The sequence below is a fragment of the Chryseobacterium sp. HNCC26DJ239 genome, assembly GCF_057180445.1.
Map to the genome: position 1 here is coordinate 462,830 of NZ_JBXUGJ010000001.1, position 22,133 is coordinate 484,962.

The 22,133-nt window shown below is 34.0% G+C and carries 20 protein-coding genes and 2 tRNA genes; 15 read left to right on the forward strand and 7 right to left on the reverse strand.

What is annotated here, in order from left to right; genetic code table 11:
- Positions 1-25: 25 nt before the first annotated feature.
- The gene (locus AC2A1D_RS02215; protein ID WP_484042034.1) at positions 26-1,030 is read right to left on the reverse strand and encodes an AAA family ATPase; all 1,005 of its coding nucleotides are present in this window, start codon (positions 1,028-1,030) and stop codon (positions 26-28) included.
- Between the two features lie 185 nt (positions 1,031-1,215).
- Between AC2A1D_RS02215 and AC2A1D_RS02220 the strand changes: the two genes are divergently transcribed.
- From AC2A1D_RS02220 to AC2A1D_RS02255, 8 genes are all read left to right on the forward strand, one after another.
- Complete coding sequence (locus AC2A1D_RS02220; protein WP_484042035.1) at positions 1,216-1,686, forward strand: DinB family protein; 471 nt, start codon at positions 1,216-1,218, stop codon at positions 1,684-1,686.
- A gap of 27 nt (positions 1,687-1,713) precedes the next feature.
- The gene (locus AC2A1D_RS02225; RefSeq protein ID WP_484042036.1) at positions 1,714-2,103 is read left to right on the forward strand and encodes a four helix bundle protein; all 390 of its coding nucleotides are present in this window, start codon (positions 1,714-1,716) and stop codon (positions 2,101-2,103) included.
- 57 nt (positions 2,104-2,160) lie between these two features.
- Complete coding sequence (gene rlmB / locus AC2A1D_RS02230) at positions 2,161-2,907, forward strand: 23S rRNA (guanosine(2251)-2'-O)-methyltransferase RlmB (RefSeq protein WP_484042037.1); 747 nt, start codon at positions 2,161-2,163, stop codon at positions 2,905-2,907.
- A gap of 15 nt (positions 2,908-2,922) precedes the next feature.
- Positions 2,923-3,969, forward strand: coding sequence for a DUF6263 family protein (locus AC2A1D_RS02235; RefSeq protein WP_484042038.1), 1,047 nt, complete (start codon positions 2,923-2,925; stop codon positions 3,967-3,969).
- A 72-nt stretch (positions 3,970-4,041) separates the two neighbouring features.
- Positions 4,042-4,284 carry a hypothetical protein gene (locus AC2A1D_RS02240; protein WP_484042039.1) on the forward strand — a complete coding sequence of 81 codons (243 nt, stop codon included), beginning with the start codon at positions 4,042-4,044 and terminating at the stop codon, positions 4,282-4,284.
- Positions 4,285-4,316: 32 nt separating this feature from the next.
- The gene (locus AC2A1D_RS02245) at positions 4,317-6,851 is read left to right on the forward strand and encodes a YfhO family protein (protein ID WP_484042040.1); all 2,535 of its coding nucleotides are present in this window, start codon (positions 4,317-4,319) and stop codon (positions 6,849-6,851) included.
- Complete coding sequence (locus tag AC2A1D_RS02250) at positions 6,841-7,380, forward strand: hypothetical protein (RefSeq protein WP_484042041.1); 540 nt, start codon at positions 6,841-6,843, stop codon at positions 7,378-7,380. Before AC2A1D_RS02245 ends, AC2A1D_RS02250 begins: the two co-directional genes overlap by 11 nt.
- 71 nt (positions 7,381-7,451) lie before the next feature.
- Positions 7,452-8,744 (forward strand): glycosyltransferase family protein, encoded by a 1,293-nt coding sequence (locus AC2A1D_RS02255; RefSeq protein ID WP_484042042.1) that lies wholly within the window; start codon positions 7,452-7,454, stop codon positions 8,742-8,744.
- 42 nt (positions 8,745-8,786) lie between these two features.
- Here the strand turns inward: AC2A1D_RS02255 and AC2A1D_RS02260 are convergent, their stop codons facing one another.
- Positions 8,787-9,299, reverse strand: a complete 513-nt coding sequence (locus AC2A1D_RS02260; RefSeq protein ID WP_484042043.1) for a hypothetical protein — start codon at positions 9,297-9,299, stop codon at positions 8,787-8,789.
- A 204-nt stretch (positions 9,300-9,503) separates the two neighbouring features.
- On the opposite strand from AC2A1D_RS02260, the gene AC2A1D_RS02265 reads away from it, so the two are divergent.
- A complete protein-coding gene (locus AC2A1D_RS02265) occupies positions 9,504-10,466 on the forward strand; it encodes a YpdA family putative bacillithiol disulfide reductase (RefSeq protein WP_484042044.1) in 963 nt (320 codons plus the stop codon).
- Positions 10,467-10,538: 72 nt separating this feature from the next.
- Here AC2A1D_RS02265 and AC2A1D_RS02270 read toward each other — a convergent pair whose 3' ends face one another.
- From AC2A1D_RS02270 to fbp, 5 genes are all read right to left on the reverse strand, one after another.
- Positions 10,539-10,682 carry a hypothetical protein gene (locus tag AC2A1D_RS02270; RefSeq protein ID WP_484042045.1) on the reverse strand — a complete coding sequence of 48 codons (144 nt, stop codon included), beginning with the start codon at positions 10,680-10,682 and terminating at the stop codon, positions 10,539-10,541.
- 133 nt (positions 10,683-10,815) lie between these two features.
- Positions 10,816-12,036 (reverse strand): MFS transporter, encoded by a 1,221-nt coding sequence (locus AC2A1D_RS02275; RefSeq protein WP_484042046.1) that lies wholly within the window; start codon positions 12,034-12,036, stop codon positions 10,816-10,818.
- 168 nt (positions 12,037-12,204) lie between these two features.
- A complete protein-coding gene (locus tag AC2A1D_RS02280) occupies positions 12,205-13,878 on the reverse strand; it encodes a glutamine--tRNA ligase/YqeY domain fusion protein (protein ID WP_484042047.1) in 1,674 nt (557 codons plus the stop codon).
- Between the two features lie 333 nt (positions 13,879-14,211).
- Positions 14,212-15,216 (reverse strand): o-succinylbenzoate synthase, encoded by a 1,005-nt coding sequence (locus tag AC2A1D_RS02285; protein ID WP_484042048.1) that lies wholly within the window; start codon positions 15,214-15,216, stop codon positions 14,212-14,214.
- The gene (gene fbp, locus AC2A1D_RS02290; protein ID WP_484042049.1) at positions 15,217-16,233 is read right to left on the reverse strand and encodes a class 1 fructose-bisphosphatase; all 1,017 of its coding nucleotides are present in this window, start codon (positions 16,231-16,233) and stop codon (positions 15,217-15,219) included.
- A gap of 321 nt (positions 16,234-16,554) precedes the next feature.
- Here fbp and AC2A1D_RS02295 point away from each other — a divergent pair, with 321 nt between their 5' ends.
- The 6 genes from AC2A1D_RS02295 to AC2A1D_RS02320 all read left to right on the forward strand — a co-directional run bounded on the left by AC2A1D_RS02295 (position 16,555) and on the right by AC2A1D_RS02320 (position 22,041).
- Complete coding sequence (locus tag AC2A1D_RS02295; RefSeq protein WP_484042050.1) at positions 16,555-17,793, forward strand: aspartate kinase; 1,239 nt, start codon at positions 16,555-16,557, stop codon at positions 17,791-17,793.
- A 22-nt stretch (positions 17,794-17,815) separates the two neighbouring features.
- A complete protein-coding gene (locus tag AC2A1D_RS02300; protein ID WP_484042051.1) occupies positions 17,816-19,657 on the forward strand; it encodes a lysophospholipid acyltransferase family protein in 1,842 nt (613 codons plus the stop codon).
- Positions 19,658-19,755: 98 nt separating this feature from the next.
- Positions 19,756-19,828: transfer RNA gene (locus AC2A1D_RS02305), tRNA-Phe, on the forward strand.
- A gap of 75 nt (positions 19,829-19,903) precedes the next feature.
- A tRNA-Phe gene (locus tag AC2A1D_RS02310) sits at positions 19,904-19,976 on the forward strand.
- Positions 19,977-20,068: 92 nt separating this feature from the next.
- Complete coding sequence (locus AC2A1D_RS02315; RefSeq protein ID WP_484042052.1) at positions 20,069-20,746, forward strand: response regulator transcription factor; 678 nt, start codon at positions 20,069-20,071, stop codon at positions 20,744-20,746.
- An 11-nt stretch (positions 20,747-20,757) separates the two neighbouring features.
- On the forward strand, positions 20,758-22,041 hold the full coding sequence (locus AC2A1D_RS02320; protein ID WP_484042053.1) for a sensor histidine kinase: 1,284 nt from the start codon (positions 20,758-20,760) through the stop codon (positions 22,039-22,041).
- Positions 22,042-22,133: the final 92 nt, after the last annotated feature.

Sequence of the window (22,133 nt, forward strand, 5' to 3'; positions counted from 1 at the left end):
AAACTGTTACATTGCTACATTAAACTTAAGGTGCTTGAATTTTCGCTAAAATTCTGTTGATGATTTCTTCGGTGGTAATTTCTTCTGCTTCTGCTTCAAAAGTTAGCCCGATTCTGTGTCTTAAAACATCTTGTGCTAAAGCTTTCACATCTTCAGGAATCACAAAAGCTCTTCCTTTCAAAAATGCATACGCTCTGGAAGCAATTGCCAAATTGATAGATGCTCTCGGTGAAGCTCCAAAACTGATGTAATTTTTAAGCTCAGACAAACCATATTTTTCAGGAAAACGGGTAGCAAAAACCATATCCAGAATATATTTTTCAATTTTCTCGTCGAGATAAATTTTGTTGACTAACTCTTTCGCTTCAACGATGTTCTGCAAAGAAATTACTGGCCTTACTTCTTGCGATTGCGACGTAGAAACCATTCTCATCACCGCTCTTTCATCCTCAAATTCAGGATAACCGATGGTACATTTTAGCATAAAACGGTCACTTTGCGCTTCAGGTAAAAGGTAAGTTCCTTCCTGATCGATTGGGTTTTGCGTTGCCAAAACAAGGAAAGGCTTCGGAAGCTTCATGGTTTCGTCGCCAATCGTAACTTGCTTTTCTTGCATTACCTCCAAAAGTGCAGATTGTACTTTTGCAGGCGCACGATTAATTTCATCCGCTAAAACGAAATTGGCAAAAACAGGCCCTTTTTTTATAGAAAAATCATTTTCTTTAACATTATAAATCATTGTACCCACAACATCTGCAGGCAAAAGATCGGGGGTAAACTGAATTCTAGAAAACTCACCATGCACCGCATCTGCCAAAGTTTTTATGGCTAAAGTTTTAGCAAGACCCGGAACTCCCTCCAAAAGAACGTGTCCGTTTCCTAAAAGCCCTACCAAAAGACGATCAACCATATATTGCTGACCAATAATTACTTTATTAATTTCTTGTCGGAGAAGCGTGAAAAAATAGTTTTGTTCCTTTACTTTTTCGGTAAGCTGTCGGATGTCTTCCGCTTGATGTATATCTGACATAGGTTTATTAAATAATCGGTAAATTTCTGATAAATACTTGCATTTGCCAACATAAGAAATGCTATTTTTGAGTTAAAGTTTGTTAAATCTACAACTCAAAATATATTAAAAAAGCCTAAACTCTTCGTTAAAAATTGTAGCTTCCACTTTATTAGACTATTTTTGGAGATTAAAATTCTGATACAATGAATTATCATTTTCAGGCGCACAGGCAGGTAAGAAAAAATCTCCTCCAGATTCTACAAGAAACTTCTCATGAAGACCTTCTTTTGATTCCGGATGGTTTTAATAATAACATCTACTGGAACATCGCTCACACAGTGGCTACCCAACAGCTTTTGCATTATTATCTAAGCGGAAACCCATTCCGGATAGATAAATATTGGGTTGAAACCTACAAAAAAGGCACCCTTCCCAATCTTCAAGTTGAAAAATCTGAAGTGGAAGACCTTGAATTTTTGCTCACAGAAACTTCAAAAATTTTAATGAAGGATTTTGATGCAGATTTGTTCTCAGATTACACGCCTTACACAACCAGTTTTGGCCTTGATTTAAAGAACATTCAAGATGCTATTATCTTCAACAATATGCACGAAACGCTTCATTATGGCTACATAATGGCGCAAAAAAGAGCGATTTTAGGAGAAAAATACTAGCAAGTTTAAGGTTTTAGGTTTAAAGTTATGGCAATTATTAATCGATTTGAAGATTTAGATATTTCGAAATTATCAAGGATACTTTGCCAAGATATTTTTGAAATTATCGAAAATACAAACTTAAAAAACAACTTTAAACTGAGTAGCCAAATAGATGGTTCTTCTGGCTCTGTAATGGATAACATTGCGGAAGGTTTCGAACGAAATGGCACAAAAGAGTTTATTAATTTTCTCTCGATAGCAAAAGCTTCCTGTGGAGAAACAAGGTCACAATTATATAGAGTTTTTGATAGAAAATTCATCGATGAACAAAAATTTATTGACCTGAAAGAACAAACAGAATTATTGAGCAAAAAAATTGGCTCATTTATTAATTATTTAAAAAATACAGAAGTAAAAGGAACAAAATTTAAGTAAGAAACAAAACATTTCGAAAACCTTAAACTTTAAACCTTAAACTTTAAACAATTTTATATGAAAGACGATTTTATTTTCGGGCTTCGTCCCGTATTGGAAGCTATTGAAGCCGGAAAAACCATAGACAAAATATTTGTACAAAACGCTTTGCAGGGAGAAATCTATGCAGAATTAAAAGCAGCTTTGGCTAAGAATAAAATTCGTCCGAACTACGTTCCGGTAGAAAAGCTGAACCGTTTTACGAGAAAAAACCACCAAGGTGTTGTTGCGTTTATTTCTGATGTACCTTTTCATAAAATTGAAAACATCGTTCCGCAACTTTTTGAAGAAGGAAAAACGCCTTTCTTATTAATTCTAGACCGTCTTACCGATGTAAGAAATTTCGGAGCAATCTGTAGAACAGCAGAATGTGTGGGGGTTGATGCGGTTATTATTCCAGAAAAAGGAGCCGCACCAATTAATTCTGATGCGATAAAAACTTCTGCAGGAGCACTTTATAACATTAAAATCTGTAAAGAACCGAATCTTGCACATGTTGTAGATTATCTTCAACAAAGTGGTATTTCAGTATTTGCAGCGTCTGAAAAAGCTCAAAAGTTGATTTACGACGTCAACTTTACAGAACCATGCGCAATCGTAATGGGAAATGAAGAAACAGGAATTTCTAAAGAAGTTCTGCACCATTCAGATGAAAAAATAAAACTTCCGATTGAAGGAAAAACACAATCTTTGAACGTTTCTGTTGCTTGTGGAGCGATACTTTATGAAGCTGTAAGGCAGAAATCCATCAAACCAATTCAATAATTTTAAATTTATTACATGAAAAATATAGCAGCATTTGCATTGCTTTCTCTAGCTTTAGTTTCTTGCAAAAAAGAAACAGCAACCATTACAAAAGTAGATCCTAAAACAGGAAAAACCATCACTGTAGAAGTACCTGCAGATTCTGTAAAAACAGTAGAAGCTAATCCTGCAATTAAAGATTCTCTAGGAGTTTTCAAGCAATCTTTCAAACTTAAAAAAGGAGACACCTACCCTCTTACAACATACCAGAGAAACATTTTAACAATGACCGACCCTTCTGGTAAAACACTTAATAAAACTTCTGAATCTACAGACGAAATGACTTTTGTGGTAAATGATGTAAAAGGAAATGTGTACGATATTACCATCAATTTAATTGGTAAAAGAAATTCAGAATCTGGACAAGGAAAAACAGTTTCTATCGATACTAAAGAAGCTGAACCTAAAGAAGAGCAACTAAAAATGTTTTGGATTATCAACAAAGCTTTAATGGGAAATAAACTTCAAATGAAAATGGATAATCATGGGAAAGTAATTTCTATTACAGGTTTTGAACCTATTTTCAAGAAAGTGGAAACTGCTGTTGCAAAAATCGTAAAAGAAAAAGCAGATAGAGACGGACTGATTTCTAGCTTAAAGCAAACATTTAATGAAGCTGTTTTAAAAGAGCAATTCAGTAAAAACCTTATGATTTTACCTAAAAAAGGAGCTAAAATTGGCGAAAAATGGTCATTAAGTGAAAATGCTGATCAAGCGGGAACTGTAAAGGTAACTTCTAATTATCAATTAAAAAGTGTTGGAAACGGGATTGCTGAAATCTCGGTTACTGGAGGAATTCCTAAGAAAACCAACAAGCAAAAACAGGAAGATATGACTCACAGTTTGAGCAGCGAACTTACTCAAAACGGAGTTATCAAATTTGACCAAAACACAGGCTGGATTACCCACCAAAACATCAATATGAAAACCACTCAGATTGAAACAATTTCTAAAGGAAATGAATCTAAATCGATGAAAAGCGTTTCTAATTCTACTGTAATGGTGAATCCTTCGAATAAATAAATTTGAGAATCTTAAAACTTTTTAGAAGATAAGTTTTAAGATTCTTCAGCTTTAAATATCAAGTCAGTCAATATGTCTTTCATAAAATATCTTTTTGAGCTTATTCTCATTACCATCGTGTTATTTTTCGTTTGGAATATTCTGAAGAGAATTTTCTTTAAGTCTTTCTATAAATTTACTGGTTTCAAACCACAGGAAAATGCACAAAGGCAGGAGACAAAAAATTCAGAAAAGAAAAACAATTCGCAAAAACTCAATTGGGATGCAGAAACTGTAGACTATGAAGAGGTTACAGAAACAAAAGAAAAGAGGTAAATTCATCAATATCAAAGATAATAACCATCAATATGGCAAAAAATAAAAACTTAGTTTACATTGCAATTTCAATCGTTGCATTCTTAGTTTTAGCATTTTTATATTCAACTCCTGTTTTTACAGGGAAGCAACTTTTCCAGCATGATATTGTTCAATATCGTGGCGGTGCTAAAGAGCTTATCGACTACCGTGAAAGTTTCGACAAAGAAACCTACTGGAGCGATTCTATGTTTGGCGGAATGCCCACTTACCAAATGGGAAGCCGTTTTGATGGCGACATCATTAAAAAAGTAGACAGCTATTTGAATATTTTACCAAGACCGGTTAATTATCTTTTCTTACTTTTTGCTGGTTTCTTCCTTTTGGGAATGGTTGCCGTTCGAAATTGGAAATATGCACTTATAGGAGCCACATTTTTCGGGCTTTCAACCTATTTCTATATCATTATTGCAGCCGGACACAACGGAAAAGTAAACACCATTGAATATTTTGCGCCTCTTTTAGCAGGAATTTTATTGGTCTATCTCCGAAAAAAATATGTACTTGGTTTTATTGTCACTACGCTATTTTTCGGGCTTCAAGTAGCTGCAAACCATCCGCAAATGACGTATTATTTGTTTTTAGGACTTGGGTTTTTATTCATTTCAGAATTGGTAAGAGCCATTCAGAAGAAAGTTCCGATGAAGCATTTCTTAATTTCTTCAGGAATTGTTGCTGGAGCTTTAGCCATCGGAGTTGGGATGAATTCACAAAGAATCATGGCAAACTCTGAGTACATTAAAGAAACAGTAAGAGGAAAACAAATCTTAAACACAGACTCTCATACTGCCGGAAATTCTGGTATGGATAAAGAAAGCATCTTAAACTGGAGCTACGGAAAGCTTGAAACGTTAAACCTTTTCATTCCAAGATTAATGGGAGGCGGAAGCAACGGACCAGAAAGCGAAAGAATGATGTCTGAAATCCAGGAATTGGTACAGCAAAATGTTACTTCACAAGCTGAAATGGATAGAATTTCTCAAGGTTTCGGTTCAACAACTTATTGGGGAGATCAACCGGGAACTTCAGGACCGGCTTATCAAGGAGCAGTGGTTTGTTTCCTTGCTTTATTAGGCTTTTTCTTTGCTCCAAAAAAATACCGTTACTGGATTTTAGGGGCAACTGTTTTAACTGTTCTTTTAGCATGGGGAAGCAACTTTATGCCACTTTCCGACTTCTTTATCGATTATGTTCCGTTTTACAGCAAATTCAGAGCACCATCTTCTATTTTGGTCGTGGTAGAATTGCTGTTCCCATTAATTGCGATTGTAGGTTTATACAAATTCTTCACAGATACAAAACTAACAGAAGAATACAAAAAGAAAATCTTGTTGTATGTTTCTGGTGGAACTTTAGGTTTGTTATTAATTCTTTTGGTTTTCGGAAAAGGAATTTTAGGTTTTGCTACCGATACAGAAAAGCAATATTTACCTCCTTTCCTACTCGATTATCTTATTTCTGAACGTTACAAAATGTTCAGTGCAGATGCCATTAAAGCCTTAATTTACGTAGCAATTACTGTCGCTGTTTTATTCTTTGGATTAAAGCAAAAACTTAATCAAAACATTGCTCTTTTAATTATTGGAGCTGTGAGTTTGTTTGATTTATGGACGGTAAATAAAAACTACTTAAACGACGATAATTATGTAGATAAAATTTTCGCTGAAAATCCTTTCCAAACTGAAGGAACAGATTATTTAGCTGAAAAAGTGGGCGATAATGCTAATTTACAATCTATTTTAGCTACAATTCCAGTGAACAAAACCTTGGAAACCATCGCTGAAAAAGATCCAAAACATTACAGAGTTTACAATCAAGTTTTGGGTGTAACTAGTGAAACCAATACCTCTTATTTTAGACCATCAATTGGAGGTTATCATGCGGTAAAACTAAGAAGATACGACGATTTACTAAATGAATATATCGTAAAAGCAGACAGTGTAAAAACACCGAAAATCTTAAACCTTCTGAATACAAAATACATGATTTTCGGAAATCCTTCCGAACCTCAAGTTGTACCGAACCCAAGTGCAAACGGAAACGCGTGGTTTGTAAGCGACATTAAATTTGTAAACAACCCGAATGAAGAGATTAAAGCCATTGGTGTAATCGATTCTAAAAAAACAGCCGTTATTAACAAAGACGACAAAAAGTATTTTGAAGGAAAAACAATTCAGCCAGATTCTACAGCTACTATTAATTTAACAAAATATGAAGCCAACGAATTAGAATTTAAATCGACTTCAAAGACGCCTCAATTGGCGGTTTTCTCAGAAATATATTATCCTCATGGTTGGAAAGTTTCTGTTGATGGGAAAGAAGTAGATTACGTAAAGGCAGATTATTTATTGAGAGCTGTTCACGTTCCTGCCGGAAATCACAATATTAAAATGGTTTTCGAGCCAGAAGTTATCGAAAAAGGAAAATGGATTTCTCTTCTTTGCTTCGCGCTGTTTATTATTTTAAGTGGTGTGGGAATTTTTATTTTAAATAAGAAGAATAATAGTTCAATAAAAAATGAAAAATAAAGCAAAAAGATTTTATCTATTTGTAGCTATTCTTGTATCCCAATTTGTATTTTCTCAACAAGATTGGAATACATTTAAATCAACTAATCTGAATTTAGAATTAAAATATCCATCATCTTTAAAAATAATGGATGACGAGATTTTTAATCTTAAATATAAACTTCCCAAAAAACCAGAGATCTGTTTAGCAGATGAAAGTTCAAAAATATCTTTAATTGGAGATATGAGGAATGAATCTGGTACAGACAAAGATTTAAATAATATATTAGAAAGTTCTAAACAACTAATGTTGTCGAAAAGAAGTGATATTAAAATACTTTCGAGCGGAATAAAAACTGTAAATAATAAAAAAATTGCATTTATTAAATTTCATTCTGAAGCCATTGACCAAAAGATATTTAATTACATATTTTTCACTACAATAAATGGAAAAATATTAATGTGCAATTTTAATTGTATTGAGAAAATTCAAAAGGAATGGGAGCCAATTGCAGATGAAATTGTGAATTCAATTATTATTAAATCGTAACGACGCCAGTGTTAAAAAGATAACCAAAAGTATTTATCTTCTGTCTCTTTTGCGGTTAAAATAAAACAACCATGTCTACAGATAAAAAAATCCTTATCATCACCTATTATTGGCCACCTGCAGGTGGTCCTGGTGTACAACGTTGGTTAAAATTTGCGAAATATCTACCCGATTTTGGCTGGAAACCGATTATTTACACACCAGAAAACCCAAGCTATCCTTTGTTGGACGAAAGCTTGATGAAAGATGTTCCCAAAGACATCGAAATGGTAAAAACCAAAATCTGGGAACCCTATCAATTGGCTGAAAAGCTTAATAAAAGCAACAAAAAGTTTAAAGCCGGACAATTTGATGTTGGCAAAAATCAAAGTTGGAAATCTAAACTTTCGATTTGGGTAAGAGGAAATTTTTTCATTCCGGATGCGAGAGTTTTTTGGGTAAAACCATCAACCACTTTCCTTGAAAAATATTTAACAGAAAATAAAATTGATGTTGTGGTTACTTCGGGACCGCCACATTCTATGCACTTAATTGGTTTAAATTTAAAAAAGAAACTTCCTAACCTAAAATGGATTGCCGATTTCCGTGATCCTTGGACAGAAATTTCTTACTATAAACATTTAAAACTTACCAAAAGTTCAGATCAGAAGCATCGTTTTTTAGAAAGTGAAGTCTTCAAAAACGCAGACATTACTTTGGCAACAAGCTATACCGATGCAGAAAATTTCAGAAAAAACGGAGCCAACGCAATTTGCATCACCAATGGTTTTGATGAAAGCGACAACACTAAAACACGACAACTCTCAGACACTCAAACGAGATTCACGTTAAGCTACATCGGTGTTTTAGAACAATTAAGAAACCCTGAAAACCTTTGGAAAGCTTTAAACGATTTGGTAAAAAACAACAGCGATTTTGCTGAAAAATTCAGCTTAAAATTCGTGGGAAGAGTTGATGATAAAATTCTTGAAAACCTCGAAAATTTATCATTAAAAAACCACATCCAAAACTTAGGGTACCTTTCGCATGGAAAGGCAGTTGAAGAAATGTCGAAAACCTCACTTCTTCTCATTACCAATTTCCCAAGTGAAGCTTCTAAAGGAATTATTCCCGGTAAAATTTTCGAATATTTGGCGACAGGAAAGCAAATAATTTCTTTCGGACCAAAAGACGCAGACGTCTCTCGAATTTTAGATGAAACCAATGCAGGACAGCATTTCTCGTATGATGATTCTGAAAAGCTTAAAAAATTTATTCTAGAAAAATTTGAGCTTTGGAAAACAGGAAATCTTGTTGACAATACGGAAAACATTGAACAGTTTTCAAGAAAAAACCTTACTAAGAAACTGTCAGAAATACTGTGAAAATTTCCTTCATGTAAAGACTCCTTTTCATGAAGGAAATTTTTAAATCGTCCATTGATCATTCACAATGGCAACAAGATAATATTTCCCTTGTATTTCTTCGAAAACCAAGCGCAAAACTTTCCAATCCATATAACTATTTTGGGCTGTACCAGGAAGATAATTCTCGGTAAATACATCCTTAACATATATTTTCTCGAGATTATTCTGCGAATTACCTTCCACTAAAAATTTATTGTAAGAAAATCTGCCTTCAGAATAATCATCAGCAAAAACCCATTGACTAAGGTAATTTCGAAGTGTCGCAGTAAATCTGTCTCCACTCCCATCCCTTTCGCCCCAAGTAAAAACCATATCAGAAGAAAGGTATCTATCGAAATCTGCTTTAGTAAAAACCTTATCAGTCTTCACAGTTACGTGCGCATACATAGAAAAACGCACCCCTCGATGAGGGCTTACAAACTTTGAAAGACGTGAATAGTTTCTTTTTTTTAGCAAAAATAAAATGGCATCATTTACTTCTTTCACTTTCTGAACCTCTGTTTTCTCAGCCATTTTTTGAGGCTCTAATGATTTTTTATTTTGAATCTTTTCTTCGCATGAAAAAAGGAAACAGAGAACCAATAACATCAATATTTTTTTCATAATATGTAATCTCTTGAAAGAATTTGAAAAAGACTTAGCAAAAAAAATTCCGAAATGGCAAGATTTTGCATGAATCCTTTTTAATAAAAACTTTTGATTGACTAAATTTGAAAAATGGAAATCTTAGATGTTCTCATTATAGGAGCTGGGCCAATAGGCTTAAACTGTGCTCTGGAAGCCAGAAAAAACAATTTATCTTACCTCATTGTCGAAAAAGGAACCATTGTAAATTCTTTATACAATTATCCTTTATACATGCGTTTTTTTTCGACGGCAGAAAAACTGGAAATTGATGAAATTCCTTTCATTTCAACCGCCCCAAAACCTGGTAGACAAGAAGCTTTAGAATATTATCAAGGAATTGCAAGACAGAAAAATGTAAATATTAATCTTTACGAAAAAGTAGAAAAAATCTCCAAAAACGACGATATTTTCACCGTTGAGACTTCAAAAGCAAACTATTTTGCTAAAAATGTAATTATTTCTACCGGTTTTTATGACATTCCAAATCTTATGAATATCCCGGGTGAAAATTTACCCAAAGTAAAACATTACTACACCGAACCTTATCCTTATGCAAAACAAAAAATTGTAGTGGTAGGTTCCAGTAATTCTGCCGTAGATGCAGCTTTAGAAACGTATAGAAAAGGCGCCGAAGTCACGATGATTATTCGTCATTCTGAAATTTCTAACAGTGTAAAATATTGGGTAAAACCCGACATAGAGAATAGAATTGCAGAAGGAAGTATTACCGCGCATTTTAACGCAGAAATGACTGAAATTAAAGAAAATTCTATCATTTTTAAAGATAAAAACGGAGAAATTCAAGAAATTGAAAACGATTTTGTATTGGCAATGACGGGTTATCTTCCAGATTTTAATTTTTTACAGCAAACCGGAATCGACCTTCAAGGAGATAATTTAAAACCTTTCTACAATGAAGAAACAATGGAAACCAACATCAAAAACCTGTATTTGGCAGGCGTTGTTTGTGGCGGAAAAGACACTCATCTTTGGTTTATTGAAAACTCCAGAATTCATGCAGAAATGATTGTGAAAAATATTCTTTCAAAATAAAAAAAAAGGAAGTTTCTAATGATGGAAACTTCCTTTTTTTGGTTCTTCACCAAAAATTCTGGAATATTAATTTTAAGATTCATTTTTTAATTTTTGATTTCTTGTTCTTTTGCCTTGAAACAAAAGAACCAAAAATTCAAGACCTGGAAACTCGGCTAAAATTCTGAAAAAACTCCTAAAATCTCCAAAACTCGGGCGGAAAGAAAGATTAGGCATTTAACAATTTTTTTGCCGCCACTCAAACAATGGAGATTTTTTAACGGAATTTTTTCAAAATTTTTTAACGCCTCCGTTTCCGATGTCAATTAAAAAATTGATTTCCACACAAAATGTCGAAGAGCTCTTTTTTTTACCTTTCAGAGTCGTTTTCTCGTCCCTTTAACATCCACGGAATAATGTAATAGAAAGCAATCGCTGTAATGGTAAGTACAACTCCTGTTGAGAACCATAAAATGGTAAAACCAAACTTTTCTGCCACGAAAGTTCCCAAAGAAGGCGTAATAATGAAAGACAGCGAAAATGCAATTCCCAAAAGTCCCATATAAGCTCCTTTATTGTGTGTTCCTGAGCGAAGTGAGGTAATCGTTGCCATAAATGGTAAAGCCCAAATTTCCCCCAAACTTAGTAAAGAAATTGAAGCTACTAACAACCAAAGTGAATTCCCTGCAGCCAACATTGCAAAAGCAACGGCACAGAAAAGAGTTCCCAAAAGCATAGTTGTTTTAAGTTTCAAATATCTTTCAGCGATTTGTACCATTATCATTTCCATAACCACAACGATAATTCCGCTAAAACCTAAGATATAACCGATGATTTCGGCGGATAATTTAGCTTCTTGTTTATAAAAAATCGTCAAAGTGTTCAACAATTGAAAGAAACAAACCGAAAACATAAAACACGCTCCCGCAAATAAAATAAATCGTACATCTTTATATGGAGAAACTGCTTTTACATCAGCTTGATTTTTTGCGATGTCTTTGTTTCTGTAACTTCTTTTTCTAAAGAAAAAAACGTACGTTAAACCCGCCAATAAAGCTCCAACAGCATTAGAATAGAAGAGAAAATCGTAGGAAATCGCTGCTAAAATTCCGCCAAGAGCAGGACCAACGGAAAACCCAAGATTCACCGCCATTCGGTTGAGAGAAAACGCTCTGGTAATATTTCCAGGTTTTGCATATTTGGAAACAGCAACAGAATTTGCAGGTCGAAAAGCCTCGCTTATCGAACTTTGTATGAAAATAATGGCTGCTAAACCTGCCTCAGTTTGAAAAAGCGGAATCAAACAAAACATAGGAACGCTTAAGAAAAGACTTAAACTTTGTACTTTAAACTCTCCTATTTTGTCGGTAATCATCCCGCCAAACCAAGAACCGACAACAGAACCAATCCCGAAAAAGCTCAAAACAATCCCCGCACTTTTGATGTCGAAATGCAAATGATCGGTCATATAAACTCCTAAAAATGGCAAAACCATAGAGCCCGATCGATTGATGAGCATTACCGTTGCAAGCATCCAGCTTTCTGGAGACAAACCTCGGAATGAATCGATGTATATTTTTAAAAGTTTCATTTTAGAATTAATTTTAAACACAAATAGCACAAAAATTTTCACACTAAAAACACAAATTTCTTTGTAAAAAATTTAGGCAAAAACTCCTGTATTTGTGGTATTTAAAAACAAAAAACAGGACTTAAAAAAAATTAAGCCCTGTTTGATTTATATTGATATAATTCAATCTTACTCTGGCTTATAAGAGTCTTTTAAAGTCACAGTTCTATTGAATACGAAGTTGGTATCCGTAGAATCTTGATCTTTTGTAAAATAGCCAATTCTCTGGAACTGAAGAGGTTCTCCCACTACAACGTCCTTTAAACTAGGCTCTGCAAACCCTTGAACTGTAGTTACAGACTCTGGATTGATGAAGTTTAGGAAATCTACATCTTTCTCTGCATCTGGTTGCTCTACAGTGAATAATTTGTCGTAATTTCTTACTTCAACAGGAATAGCATGCTTCGCAGAAACCCAATGAATGGTTCCTTTTACCTTTCTTAAACTCTCTTCTGTACCACTTCCCGACTTCGATTTTTCGTCGTAAGTAGCGTAGATTGTTGTGATGTTTCCGTTTTCGTCTTTCTCTACTCTTTCACCTTTGATGATGTATGCAGATTTTAAACGTACTTCACCTCCTAATTTTAGTCTAAAGAATTTATTGTTTGCTTCTTCTTTAAAGTCTTCACGCTCAATATACAGCTCTCTAGAGAACGGAATTTCTCTTGTTCCTGCATTTTCTTGCTCTGGGTTGTTTTCAGTTTCCAACCATTCTTCTTGTCCTTCAGGATAGTTTTCGATGACTAATTTAATAGGATCAACTACCGTCATTACACGTTTTGCAACTTTATTTAAATCTTCACGAACACAGAATTCTAGCAATTGTAATTCGATTAAATTTTCTCTTTTAGCAACTCCTACTTTTTCAATAAAGTTTCTGATAGAAGTTGGTGTAAAACCTTTTCTTCTCATCCCAGAAATGGTAGGCATTCTTGGATCATCCCAACCGTTTACTACGTTTTCAGCAATTAGCCTTTGTAGTTTTCTTTTGGAAGTAATCATATAAGAAACGTTCATTCTCGCAAATTCTCTTTGCTTGTTTTTCACTTTTCCTTCTTCATACACTTGGTCTAAATACCAATTGTACAATGGTCTGTGATTTTCAAACTCTAGAGAACAAAGCGAGTGCGAAATTTGCTCGATATAATCAGATTCACCATGTGCCCAATCGTACATTGGATAAATTTTCCAATCTGTACCTGTTCTGTGGTGAGGTTTGTTCAAAATTCTATACATAACAGGATCACGCATGTTCATATTCGGTGATACCATATCGATTTTTGCACGTAGAGACATTGAACCGCTTTCGAATTCGCCGTTTTTCATTCTTTCGAATAAATCTAAAGATTCTTCAACAGGACGATTTCTGTACGGAGACTCAACTCCCGGTTCTGTAGGATTTTTTCTTTGTTCAGTAATCACTTCAGAAGGTTGCTCGTCTACATATGCTTTTCCTTCTTTAATTAATTGAACTGCCCAATCGTAAAGCTGCTGGAAGTAATCTGATGCGTACAAAACTTTATCCCATTTGAAACCAAGCCATTCAACGTCTTTCATAATAGAATCTACGAATTCCTGCTCTTCTTTTTCAGGGTTCGTATCGTCGAAACGAAGGTTTACGGGAGCATTGTATTTTTCACCCAAACCGAAGTTGATGCAGATCGCTTTAGTATGACCTACATGCAGATAACCGTTTGGTTCAGGCGGAAAACGGAAACGAATCTCTTCTCTTTTGAGACCGTTTGCCAAATCATCTTCGATAATTTGCTCAATAAAATTGAGTGATTTTTTTTCTTCTTCCATTAAAATTCGCTTTAAGCTGTCGATTATTACGACAATTTGCAAATTTAGGAAATTTTAAAGTTCTGTGAAAACAGGAAATTGAATCTTATGAAACAAATATTTAAGGAGAATAAGACTATTAACTAATTTTATAATATACTAAGAAAAACATAATTTATATCATATATTAAATTAACATAATATAGTAGATTATAATTAAAAAAGTATTACTTTTACAGTACGACAACATCACAGAACTAAGACTATGAAAACGATTAAAAAACAATGGGTTATGATTTGGGAGTACCTCAAAAAAGCAATCTTTGTGGAAGATATTGTATAAAAAACACTCTTTTACTCTCTAAAAAACAGCTTTTCTCCTTTCAATTCTAAAGAACTTTCAAAATTATTAGTAAAAAGCCCACCCGTTCCTAAACCTTGAGGCATCTTATTATTTTTCAGAAAAGTATATTGTGCAATGGCATTGAGGCCAATGTTACTTTCTAGCGCAGAGGTAATCCACCACTGTATATTATATTTTTCTGCTAAAGAAATCCATTCGTCTGACCCGGAAAAACCACCAACCAATGCTGGTTTTAAAATAATATATTGTGGCTTAATTTCCTGTAACAGTCTTTCTTTTGTATCGAAATTGATTACCCCAATTAATTCTTCATCTAAAGCAATAGGAGTAGGAGTTTCGGCGCATAACTTTGCCATTTCTTGCCAATTCCCTGCTTTTATGGGCTGTTCAATTGAATGAATATACAAATCTGAAAGTTGTTGCAAAACAATTTTTGCATTTTCTGGAGAAAAACCACCATTGGCATCTACCCGAATTTCCAACTGCTCTGGAGCATACTTCTTTCGTAAATTCTTCAGAATTTCATGTTCAGCTTCCCAGTTTACACCAATTTTAAGTTTAATACAGCTAAAACCGTTTTTTAGTTTTTCATCGATTTGCTCTTCCATAAAAGCAATATCTCCCATCCAGATTAAACCATTGATAATAATTGGAGTCTTTCCGCTCGTAAATTCGCTTGGAAAATAAAGATTTCCTTGATATTTTAAATTTTGAATGGCTTGTTCGTATCCAAACCAAATTGAAGGAAATAAGGTTAGCTCATTTTTAATAGCATCTTTACCTGCATTTATATTCTCACAAAGCCACTTAAGTTTAGTTTCGTAATCTTCATTATCGTCAAAACTTAAACCTCTGAAAATAGCACACTCTCCTATTCCTTTTTTACCTTCATCAAAAATTTCTAGAATAAAGGTTTCTTTTTCATGCAAAACGCCGCGGGAAGTTCCTCCCGGGCGTTTGAATTCTAATAGATATTTAAAATATTCTGCTGTCATTTATTTTACACTATCAATTCTCATAAACTCTTCTGCTTTTTCTACCATTTCGGTACATCCACAGAAGAAAGGAACTCTTTGATGCAGCTCTGTTGGTTCAATTTCAAGAATTCTTCTAAACCCATCTGAAGCTTTAGCACCTGCTTGTTCTGCTAAGAAAGCCATTGGATTACATTCGTACAATAATCTCAACTTACCGTTTGGAGCTTGAGAATATGATGGATAAATATAAATACCTCCTTTCAACATATTTCTATGGAAATCAGCCACAAGAGAACCAATATACCTTGATGTATAAGGGCGATCTCCTTCTTCCATCTGGCAATATTTCAGATATGTTTTTACTCCTTGAGGGAATTTAATATAGTTTCCTTCATTAATAGAATAAATTTTCCCTGTTTTGGGGAATTTCATATTCGGATGAGAAAGATAGTAAGTACCTAAAGAAGGATCTAATGTAAAGCCATTAACCCCATTTCCGGTGGTATAGACAATCATCGTAGAAGAACCGTAAATTACATATCCCGCTGCAATTTGGTTAATCCCTTTCTGTAGGAAATCTTCTTTTTGAACAGGCGTCCCAGGTTCGGTAACTCTTCTGTAAATAGAGAAAATAGTACCTACAGAAACATTCACATCAATATTAGAAGATCCATCAAGAGGGTCAATAAGTACAACATATTTACTTAAATGCCCGTTTTCACCAGCTTGAATATCGATAAAATCATCATTCTCTTCTGATGCAATACCACAAACCACTTCTCTTTGAGATAAGGCTGTAATAAAGATTTCGTTGGCAATCACATCCAGCTTTTGCTGTTCTTCGCCCTGCACGTTTTGATTTCCGGCAGCGCCTGTAATATCAACAATTCCAGCTTTGTTTACTTCTCTGTTTACAATTTTAGAGGCTAATCTAATTGCACTTAAAAGTCTAGAAAACTCTCCGGTAGAGTACTGAAAATCGTCTTGTTTATCAATAATGAACTCACCTAAAGTCTGTAATGACTGCTCTGACATAAATTTTATTTTATAAACTGTTTTGCCAAATTTCGTAAAATTTAAATAAAATATAAAGTAAATGTTAAAAATTTAATTAGAAACTGGTTCTCAACACTTTAAAATAACTTTCTAAAAAAAAACATACTTTTTTTATTAAATTTTACTTAAATTAAATCCCCAAAAAACAACAATACACAATGATTTACTGTCTATTAGCAAAAATGAGTGAAAATCACCTCGCATAGAGAAGCCTTTCATATCTCGATGTAAATTAATAATTTTGACCCCCGGAAAAAACCAATAAACATTTTATCTAACAATTTTATTTTTAACAATTTAATGAAAATTTTCAAGTTTGGTGGTGCATCTGTTAAAGATGCAGACGGCGTAAAAAATGTAGCTGCAGTATTAGAAAGCCAGGGTTTTTCGAAATGTCTGCTTGTAATTTCTGCTATGGGAAAAACAACAAACGAGTTGGAGAAAGTTGTAGAACTTTACTTCAAAAAAGATAACTACCAAGCGGAAATTGAAAAGATAAAACGAAAACACATTGAGATCGCTGAAGGTCTCTTCCCGGAAAATCATGCAGTTTTTGCAGAAATTAATTTGTTTTTCGACGATATTGATTCTTTCTTAAGAAGAAACAAATCTCCAAACTATAACTTTGTTTATGACCAAGTGGTAAGTTGTGGTGAGATGATTTCTACTAAAATTCTAAGCGAATATTTGAACGAAATTCAGTTTACCAATCAATGGTTGGACGCGAGAGACTTTGTAAAAACAGACAATTCTTACAGAGAAGGTGTTGTAGACTGGTCTAGAACCGAAGAATTTATTTCAAATCTAAATAAAGAAATCTGCTACGTTACACAAGGTTTTATTGGGTCAGACGACAATAACTTTACAGTTACTTTAGGAAGAGAAGGTTCAGATTATTCTGCAGCAATTTTCGCATATTGTCTAAATGCAGACGCAATGACAATATGGAAGGACGTTCCGGGTGTGATGACGGGAGATCCAAGAAAATTCAGTGACGTAACTTTACTCTCGAATATTTCTTACGAAGAAGCAATTGAAATGGCCTATTACGGAGCGAGCGTAATTCACCCAAAAACTTTACAGCCACTTCAGCAAAAAAACATTCCTTTCTATGTAAAATCTTTCGTAGATCCTACAAAACCAGGAACTAAAGTTGGCGCATCAGAAAGCAACCAAAACGAAGAATCTTATATTTTAAAAGAAAATCAAACGCTCTTAAAAATCTCTACCAGAGACTTCTCTTTCATTGCGGAAGATCACATGAGCCAAATTTTTGCCTTTCTTTCTAAATATAAAATTAAAGTTTCTTTGATGCAGAATTCTGCAATTTCATTAGCTTTATGTTTGGAAGATAAATTCTTAAAAGCAGATGAGCTAAATGAAGAATTGCAAAAAGAATTTAAAACAGAATTGATAAAAAATGTATCTTTATTTACGGTAAGACATGCCAAAATGGAGAACATAGACAAGTTTTACCAAGAAAAAAATGTGCTTTTAGAACAAATTTCTAAAAATACATTACAAATGGTAACACAATAAAACTAATATCGACTTACAGTACATGAGTTTAATTTCGAAAAACGATCTTATAAAAGCTTCCGGATTGGGGCGCCTTGGTTTCCTTAAAAACCCAGTTGCTTCCGCCGTCATGAACCTCACGAAAATAAATGAGGTGAATAAACTTTATGACACCCTAAAAGATAAAAGAGATAAAGATTTTTTCGATTCTTTCGTGAAAGAAAGAAACCTAAGCTACATTGTATTTGAAGAAGATTTAGCTAAAATTCCTAAAACAGGACCATTTATTTTGGTATCCAACCATCCGCTTGGCGCGATTGATGGTATTTTGATGTGCAAAATACTTTCAGAAATACGCCCCGATTTTAAAGTGATGGGAAATTTTCTTTTAGAAAAGATAAAACCAATGGAACCTTACGTGATCCCGGTAAATCCTTTTGAAAAGAAAAAAGATGCCTACAACAGCGCATCCGGAATGCGTGGAACTTTAAAACACCTTGAAAACGGAGGCTGTGTAGGAATTTTCCCTGCAGGTGAAGTTTCAAATAAAAATAATCCTTACGGAGAAATCTTGGATAAAACATGGGAAAAACCAGCACTGAAGCTTATTAAAATGGCTAAAGTTCCGGTTGTTCCTATGTATTTCCATGCGAAAAACAGCAGACTTTTTTATCAGGTTGCCAAACTTCATCCCAACTTACAAACATTGATGCTCCCTGCAGAAATGATGAATGATCGTGAAGATCCAATAAGAATCAGAATTGGAAAACCGATCACTGTAAAAGCAATGGATGATAGTGAAACCATCGAAGAACTAGGCGAATTCCTAAGAAGAAAAGTCTACATGATGAAATCATACTACGAAAAGAGAAATTCTCTTGCACAGGCGATTAATCTTAAAAATCTCTCCTTAAAATTTCCTTTGTTAAAAGAGGAAAACATCGTTCAGAATATTATTGATGAAACTCCGAAAGAAGACATTCTAAAAGACATCAATAAACTGAAAGGCACAGACAAAATGTTTTTCAGCAACGGAAATTACGAGGTTTATTTTACAAGCTACGAAGAAATTCCTTCTGTAATGCGTGAAATTGGGAGACAACGTGAGCTTACTTTCCGTGCCGTTGGTGAAGGAAGCAATCTTCCTTTTGACCTTGATGAGTACGATAAACATTACCATCACCTTTTCCTTTGGGACAGTGCAGAAGAAAAATTGGTAGGTGCTTACAGAATGGCTCTTGGAAAAGATGTCATGAAAAAATTCGGTATTAAGGGCTTCTACACAAGTTCTTTGTTCGAGTTTGAACAAGACATCCATCCTTTCTTTAAAAAAGTAATCGAAATGGGAAGAGCTTATATTTGTGAAGAATATCAGCAAAAACCGCTTCCATTGTTCCTCTTATGGAGAGGAATTGTACATGTTTGCCTAAGAAATCCCGATCATAAATTTTTGATGGGAGGTGTAAGTATTTCGAATAAATTTTCTGAGTTTTCAAAATCTTTGATGATTGAGTTTATGCGTTCTAATTACTACGACAGCGCAGTTGCCCAATACATCACACCTAGAAACGAATACAAAGTAAAACTGAGAGACAGAGACAAACACCTGTTTTTCGAAGAAATGGAATCTGATTTAAATAAATTAGATAAAATTATTGACGACCTTGAACCAGAATTGAGATTGCCTGTTTTAATCAAGAAATACATTAAGCAGAACGCAAAAGTAATTGCATTTAACGTAGATCCCAACTTCAATGATGCGATTGATGGTTTAATGTACATCCGAATTAGCGATCTTCCCGAAAGCACGATTAAGCCTGTATTAGAGGAAATGAGTGAGCAAATAAGAAAGGAACAAGAAAATAATCAAACTGAAAATCAGTAAGTTTTTAACATTTATTAAAAAAAGTAGTATTAATATTTGCTTCATATATCAAAACTTACTACTTTTGCATCACTTTAAAACAACGAAGTAATAAGAACGGTTTCTTAGCTCAGTTGGTAGAGCAATGGATTGAAAATCCATGTGTCCCTGGTTCGATTCCTGGAGAAACCACTTGAGAAAAACCGCCTCACCAAAGGCGGTTTTTTCTTCCAAACTTCAACAATTGTTTAAAGTACAAAACCAAATGGTTTCTTAGCTCAGTTGGTAGAGCAATGGATTGAAAATCCATGTGTCCCTGGTTCGATTCCTGGAGAAACCACTTAAACCACTCTTTTTTTAAAGGGTGGTTTTTTGTTTTAAATATTCTTAAGATTCAAAATTTCTTCAGATTTGAATTACTACATTTGAATTATGAAAATCCTAATCATCGAAGACGAAACCGAACTTGCCAAAAGCATCGCCGAATATCTTGCCCAAGAAAATTACCTCTGCGAATTTGCTTCCACCTTCAGCGAAGCGATGGAAAAGATTGAAACTTTCGAATACGACTGTATCATCTTAGATATTATGCTTCCGGGAGGAAGTGGTTTGCAAATTTTAGAGGCACTCAAAAATCAGAACAAACAAGATGGCGTTATCATCGTATCGGCAAAAAATGCCCTTGAAGATAAAATTAAAGGGCTTCAATTGGGCGCAGATGATTATTTAACCAAACCGTTCCATCTTTCAGAATTAATGGCGAGAATCTACTCTATTATCCGAAGAAAACAGTTTGGAAATTCAAATATTATTAAACAAAATGAATTGGAAATTGACCCTTTGGCGAAAACAGTTTCCATTAATTCAAAAAATATTAATCTAACCAAAAAGGAGTTTGACCTTTTGCTTTTTTTTGTCGGAAATAAAAACCGTGTGATTTCAAAAAGTACTTTGGCAGAGCACATTTCAGGAGATTTTGCAGATATGCTCGACAATCACGATTTTGTGTATGCTCATGTTAAAAATTTAAAGAAAAAATTATCCGAAGCTGGTTGCAACTCGTATTTAAAAACGATGTACGGAACCGGTTACAAATGGGAATCTTCATAAAAAACACCGCAATGAAGCCACTTTTAAGTAAAACTACCAAGCCTTTTCTTATTTATGTACTGATTGTTTTTATCATTAGCATTCCGGTATATTATTTTGTAATCGACAGCATTTGGGAACACGAGCTTGATGAACACAACACCACTGTTGCCGAAAAAACCGCCTACGAATTTAATCATCAAAATCTGAGTGATGAAGAACTAATAAAAAGTCTGGACCTTTGGGGCAAAATTCAGCCCGAAACCAGCCTTGTTAAACTTCCAACTGAACCTAAAAACAAAGATTTTTATTACACTGTAGAAAAAAGCACTTCTTTTTCTCAGGACAACGCAATCGAACGATACCGAGTTCTAAAGAAAGTTGTATACATCAACAATCAACCTTTTCTTTTTACCATTGAAACCAATATTGAAGAAACAAAGGAAACCATCGCTGCAATTGGGATTGTTACTGCTTTATTTTTCTTCACCATTTTAATTGGGCTTATTATTTTGAACCAAAAACTTTCCGTTACAATTTGGCAGCCTTTTAGAAATAATCTTGAAAAACTTAAAACCTTTAACCTAAACCAACAAAATCAGATAGATTTTGAAAAAACAGACATTCAGGAATTTGAAGAACTTACTGCTTCTCATTTAAAACTTATCGAACACACTATTTCTGTTTTTAACACTCAAAAAGAATTTACCGAAAATGCGTCGCATGAATTGCAAACCCCTCTCGCAATAATAAAGCATAAACTAGATATTCTGCTTCAAGACGAAAACTTAACCGAAAAACAATATCAAATTGCAGAAGACATCAACAAAGCTTTGGGCAGAAGCTCAAGAATTAATAAAGACCTTCTTTTGCTTGCTAAAATTGAAAACAGCCAGTTTGAAGCCTCGGAAAGCATCAATTTAAAAGAAATAATTGAGCAAAGCTTACGAAATTTTGAAGAACATTTTAAGCTAAAACAAATAAAAATAAAAAAAGACTTACAAAGCGTTTTTAAACAAGGAAACATCAGTTTAATTGAAATTTTAAGCAACAATCTTTTGGTAAACGCAATTCGACACACCGAAAACAACGGGAACGTTTCTTTTACGTTGGATAAAGACAGTTTAATAATTTCTAATTCCGGAAAAGAAAAACTCGATTCTGAACATTTATTTAAAAGATTTGCGTCTTCACCGCAAAAAAGTTCCGGAAACGGTCTTGGTTTAGCTATTATTAAAGAAATCTGTATTTTCCATGGCTGGACTGTGGAATATCATTTTGAAAATGATTTCCATGTCTTTAAAGTAAATTTTTAAAAAGTGTATTAAATCAAAAAAACACAAAAATTCTGCATAAAAATGCAAATCTGAACCAAAATTCAAAATTTCTTCAAAATTGGGTCACAACT

Coding starts and splice junctions, on each gene's coding strand:
- AC2A1D_RS02215 (WP_484042034.1), bottom strand. CDS start 1,030: ATGTCAGATATACATCAAGCGGAAGACATCCGACAGCTTACCGAAAAA.
- AC2A1D_RS02220 (WP_484042035.1), top strand. CDS start 1,216: ATGAATTATCATTTTCAGGCGCACAGGCAGGTAAGAAAAAATCTCCTC.
- AC2A1D_RS02225 (WP_484042036.1), top strand. CDS start 1,714: ATGGCAATTATTAATCGATTTGAAGATTTAGATATTTCGAAATTATCA.
- rlmB (WP_484042037.1), top strand. CDS start 2,161: ATGAAAGACGATTTTATTTTCGGGCTTCGTCCCGTATTGGAAGCTATT.
- AC2A1D_RS02235 (WP_484042038.1), top strand. CDS start 2,923: ATGAAAAATATAGCAGCATTTGCATTGCTTTCTCTAGCTTTAGTTTCT.
- AC2A1D_RS02240 (WP_484042039.1), top strand. CDS start 4,042: ATGTCTTTCATAAAATATCTTTTTGAGCTTATTCTCATTACCATCGTG.
- AC2A1D_RS02245 (WP_484042040.1), top strand. CDS start 4,317: ATGGCAAAAAATAAAAACTTAGTTTACATTGCAATTTCAATCGTTGCA.
- AC2A1D_RS02250 (WP_484042041.1), top strand. CDS start 6,841: ATGAAAAATAAAGCAAAAAGATTTTATCTATTTGTAGCTATTCTTGTA.
- AC2A1D_RS02255 (WP_484042042.1), top strand. CDS start 7,452: ATGTCTACAGATAAAAAAATCCTTATCATCACCTATTATTGGCCACCT.
- AC2A1D_RS02260 (WP_484042043.1), bottom strand. CDS start 9,299: ATGGCTGAGAAAACAGAGGTTCAGAAAGTGAAAGAAGTAAATGATGCC.
- AC2A1D_RS02265 (WP_484042044.1), top strand. CDS start 9,504: ATGGAAATCTTAGATGTTCTCATTATAGGAGCTGGGCCAATAGGCTTA.
- AC2A1D_RS02270 (WP_484042045.1), bottom strand. CDS start 10,682: ATGCCTAATCTTTCTTTCCGCCCGAGTTTTGGAGATTTTAGGAGTTTT.
- AC2A1D_RS02275 (WP_484042046.1), bottom strand. CDS start 12,036: ATGAAACTTTTAAAAATATACATCGATTCATTCCGAGGTTTGTCTCCA.
- AC2A1D_RS02280 (WP_484042047.1), bottom strand. CDS start 13,878: ATGGAAGAAGAAAAAAAATCACTCAATTTTATTGAGCAAATTATCGAA.
- AC2A1D_RS02285 (WP_484042048.1), bottom strand. CDS start 15,216: ATGACAGCAGAATATTTTAAATATCTATTAGAATTCAAACGCCCGGGA.
- fbp (WP_484042049.1), bottom strand. CDS start 16,233: ATGTCAGAGCAGTCATTACAGACTTTAGGTGAGTTCATTATTGATAAA.
- AC2A1D_RS02295 (WP_484042050.1), top strand. CDS start 16,555: ATGAAAATTTTCAAGTTTGGTGGTGCATCTGTTAAAGATGCAGACGGC.
- AC2A1D_RS02300 (WP_484042051.1), top strand. CDS start 17,816: ATGAGTTTAATTTCGAAAAACGATCTTATAAAAGCTTCCGGATTGGGG.
- AC2A1D_RS02315 (WP_484042052.1), top strand. CDS start 20,069: ATGAAAATCCTAATCATCGAAGACGAAACCGAACTTGCCAAAAGCATC.
- AC2A1D_RS02320 (WP_484042053.1), top strand. CDS start 20,758: ATGAAGCCACTTTTAAGTAAAACTACCAAGCCTTTTCTTATTTATGTA.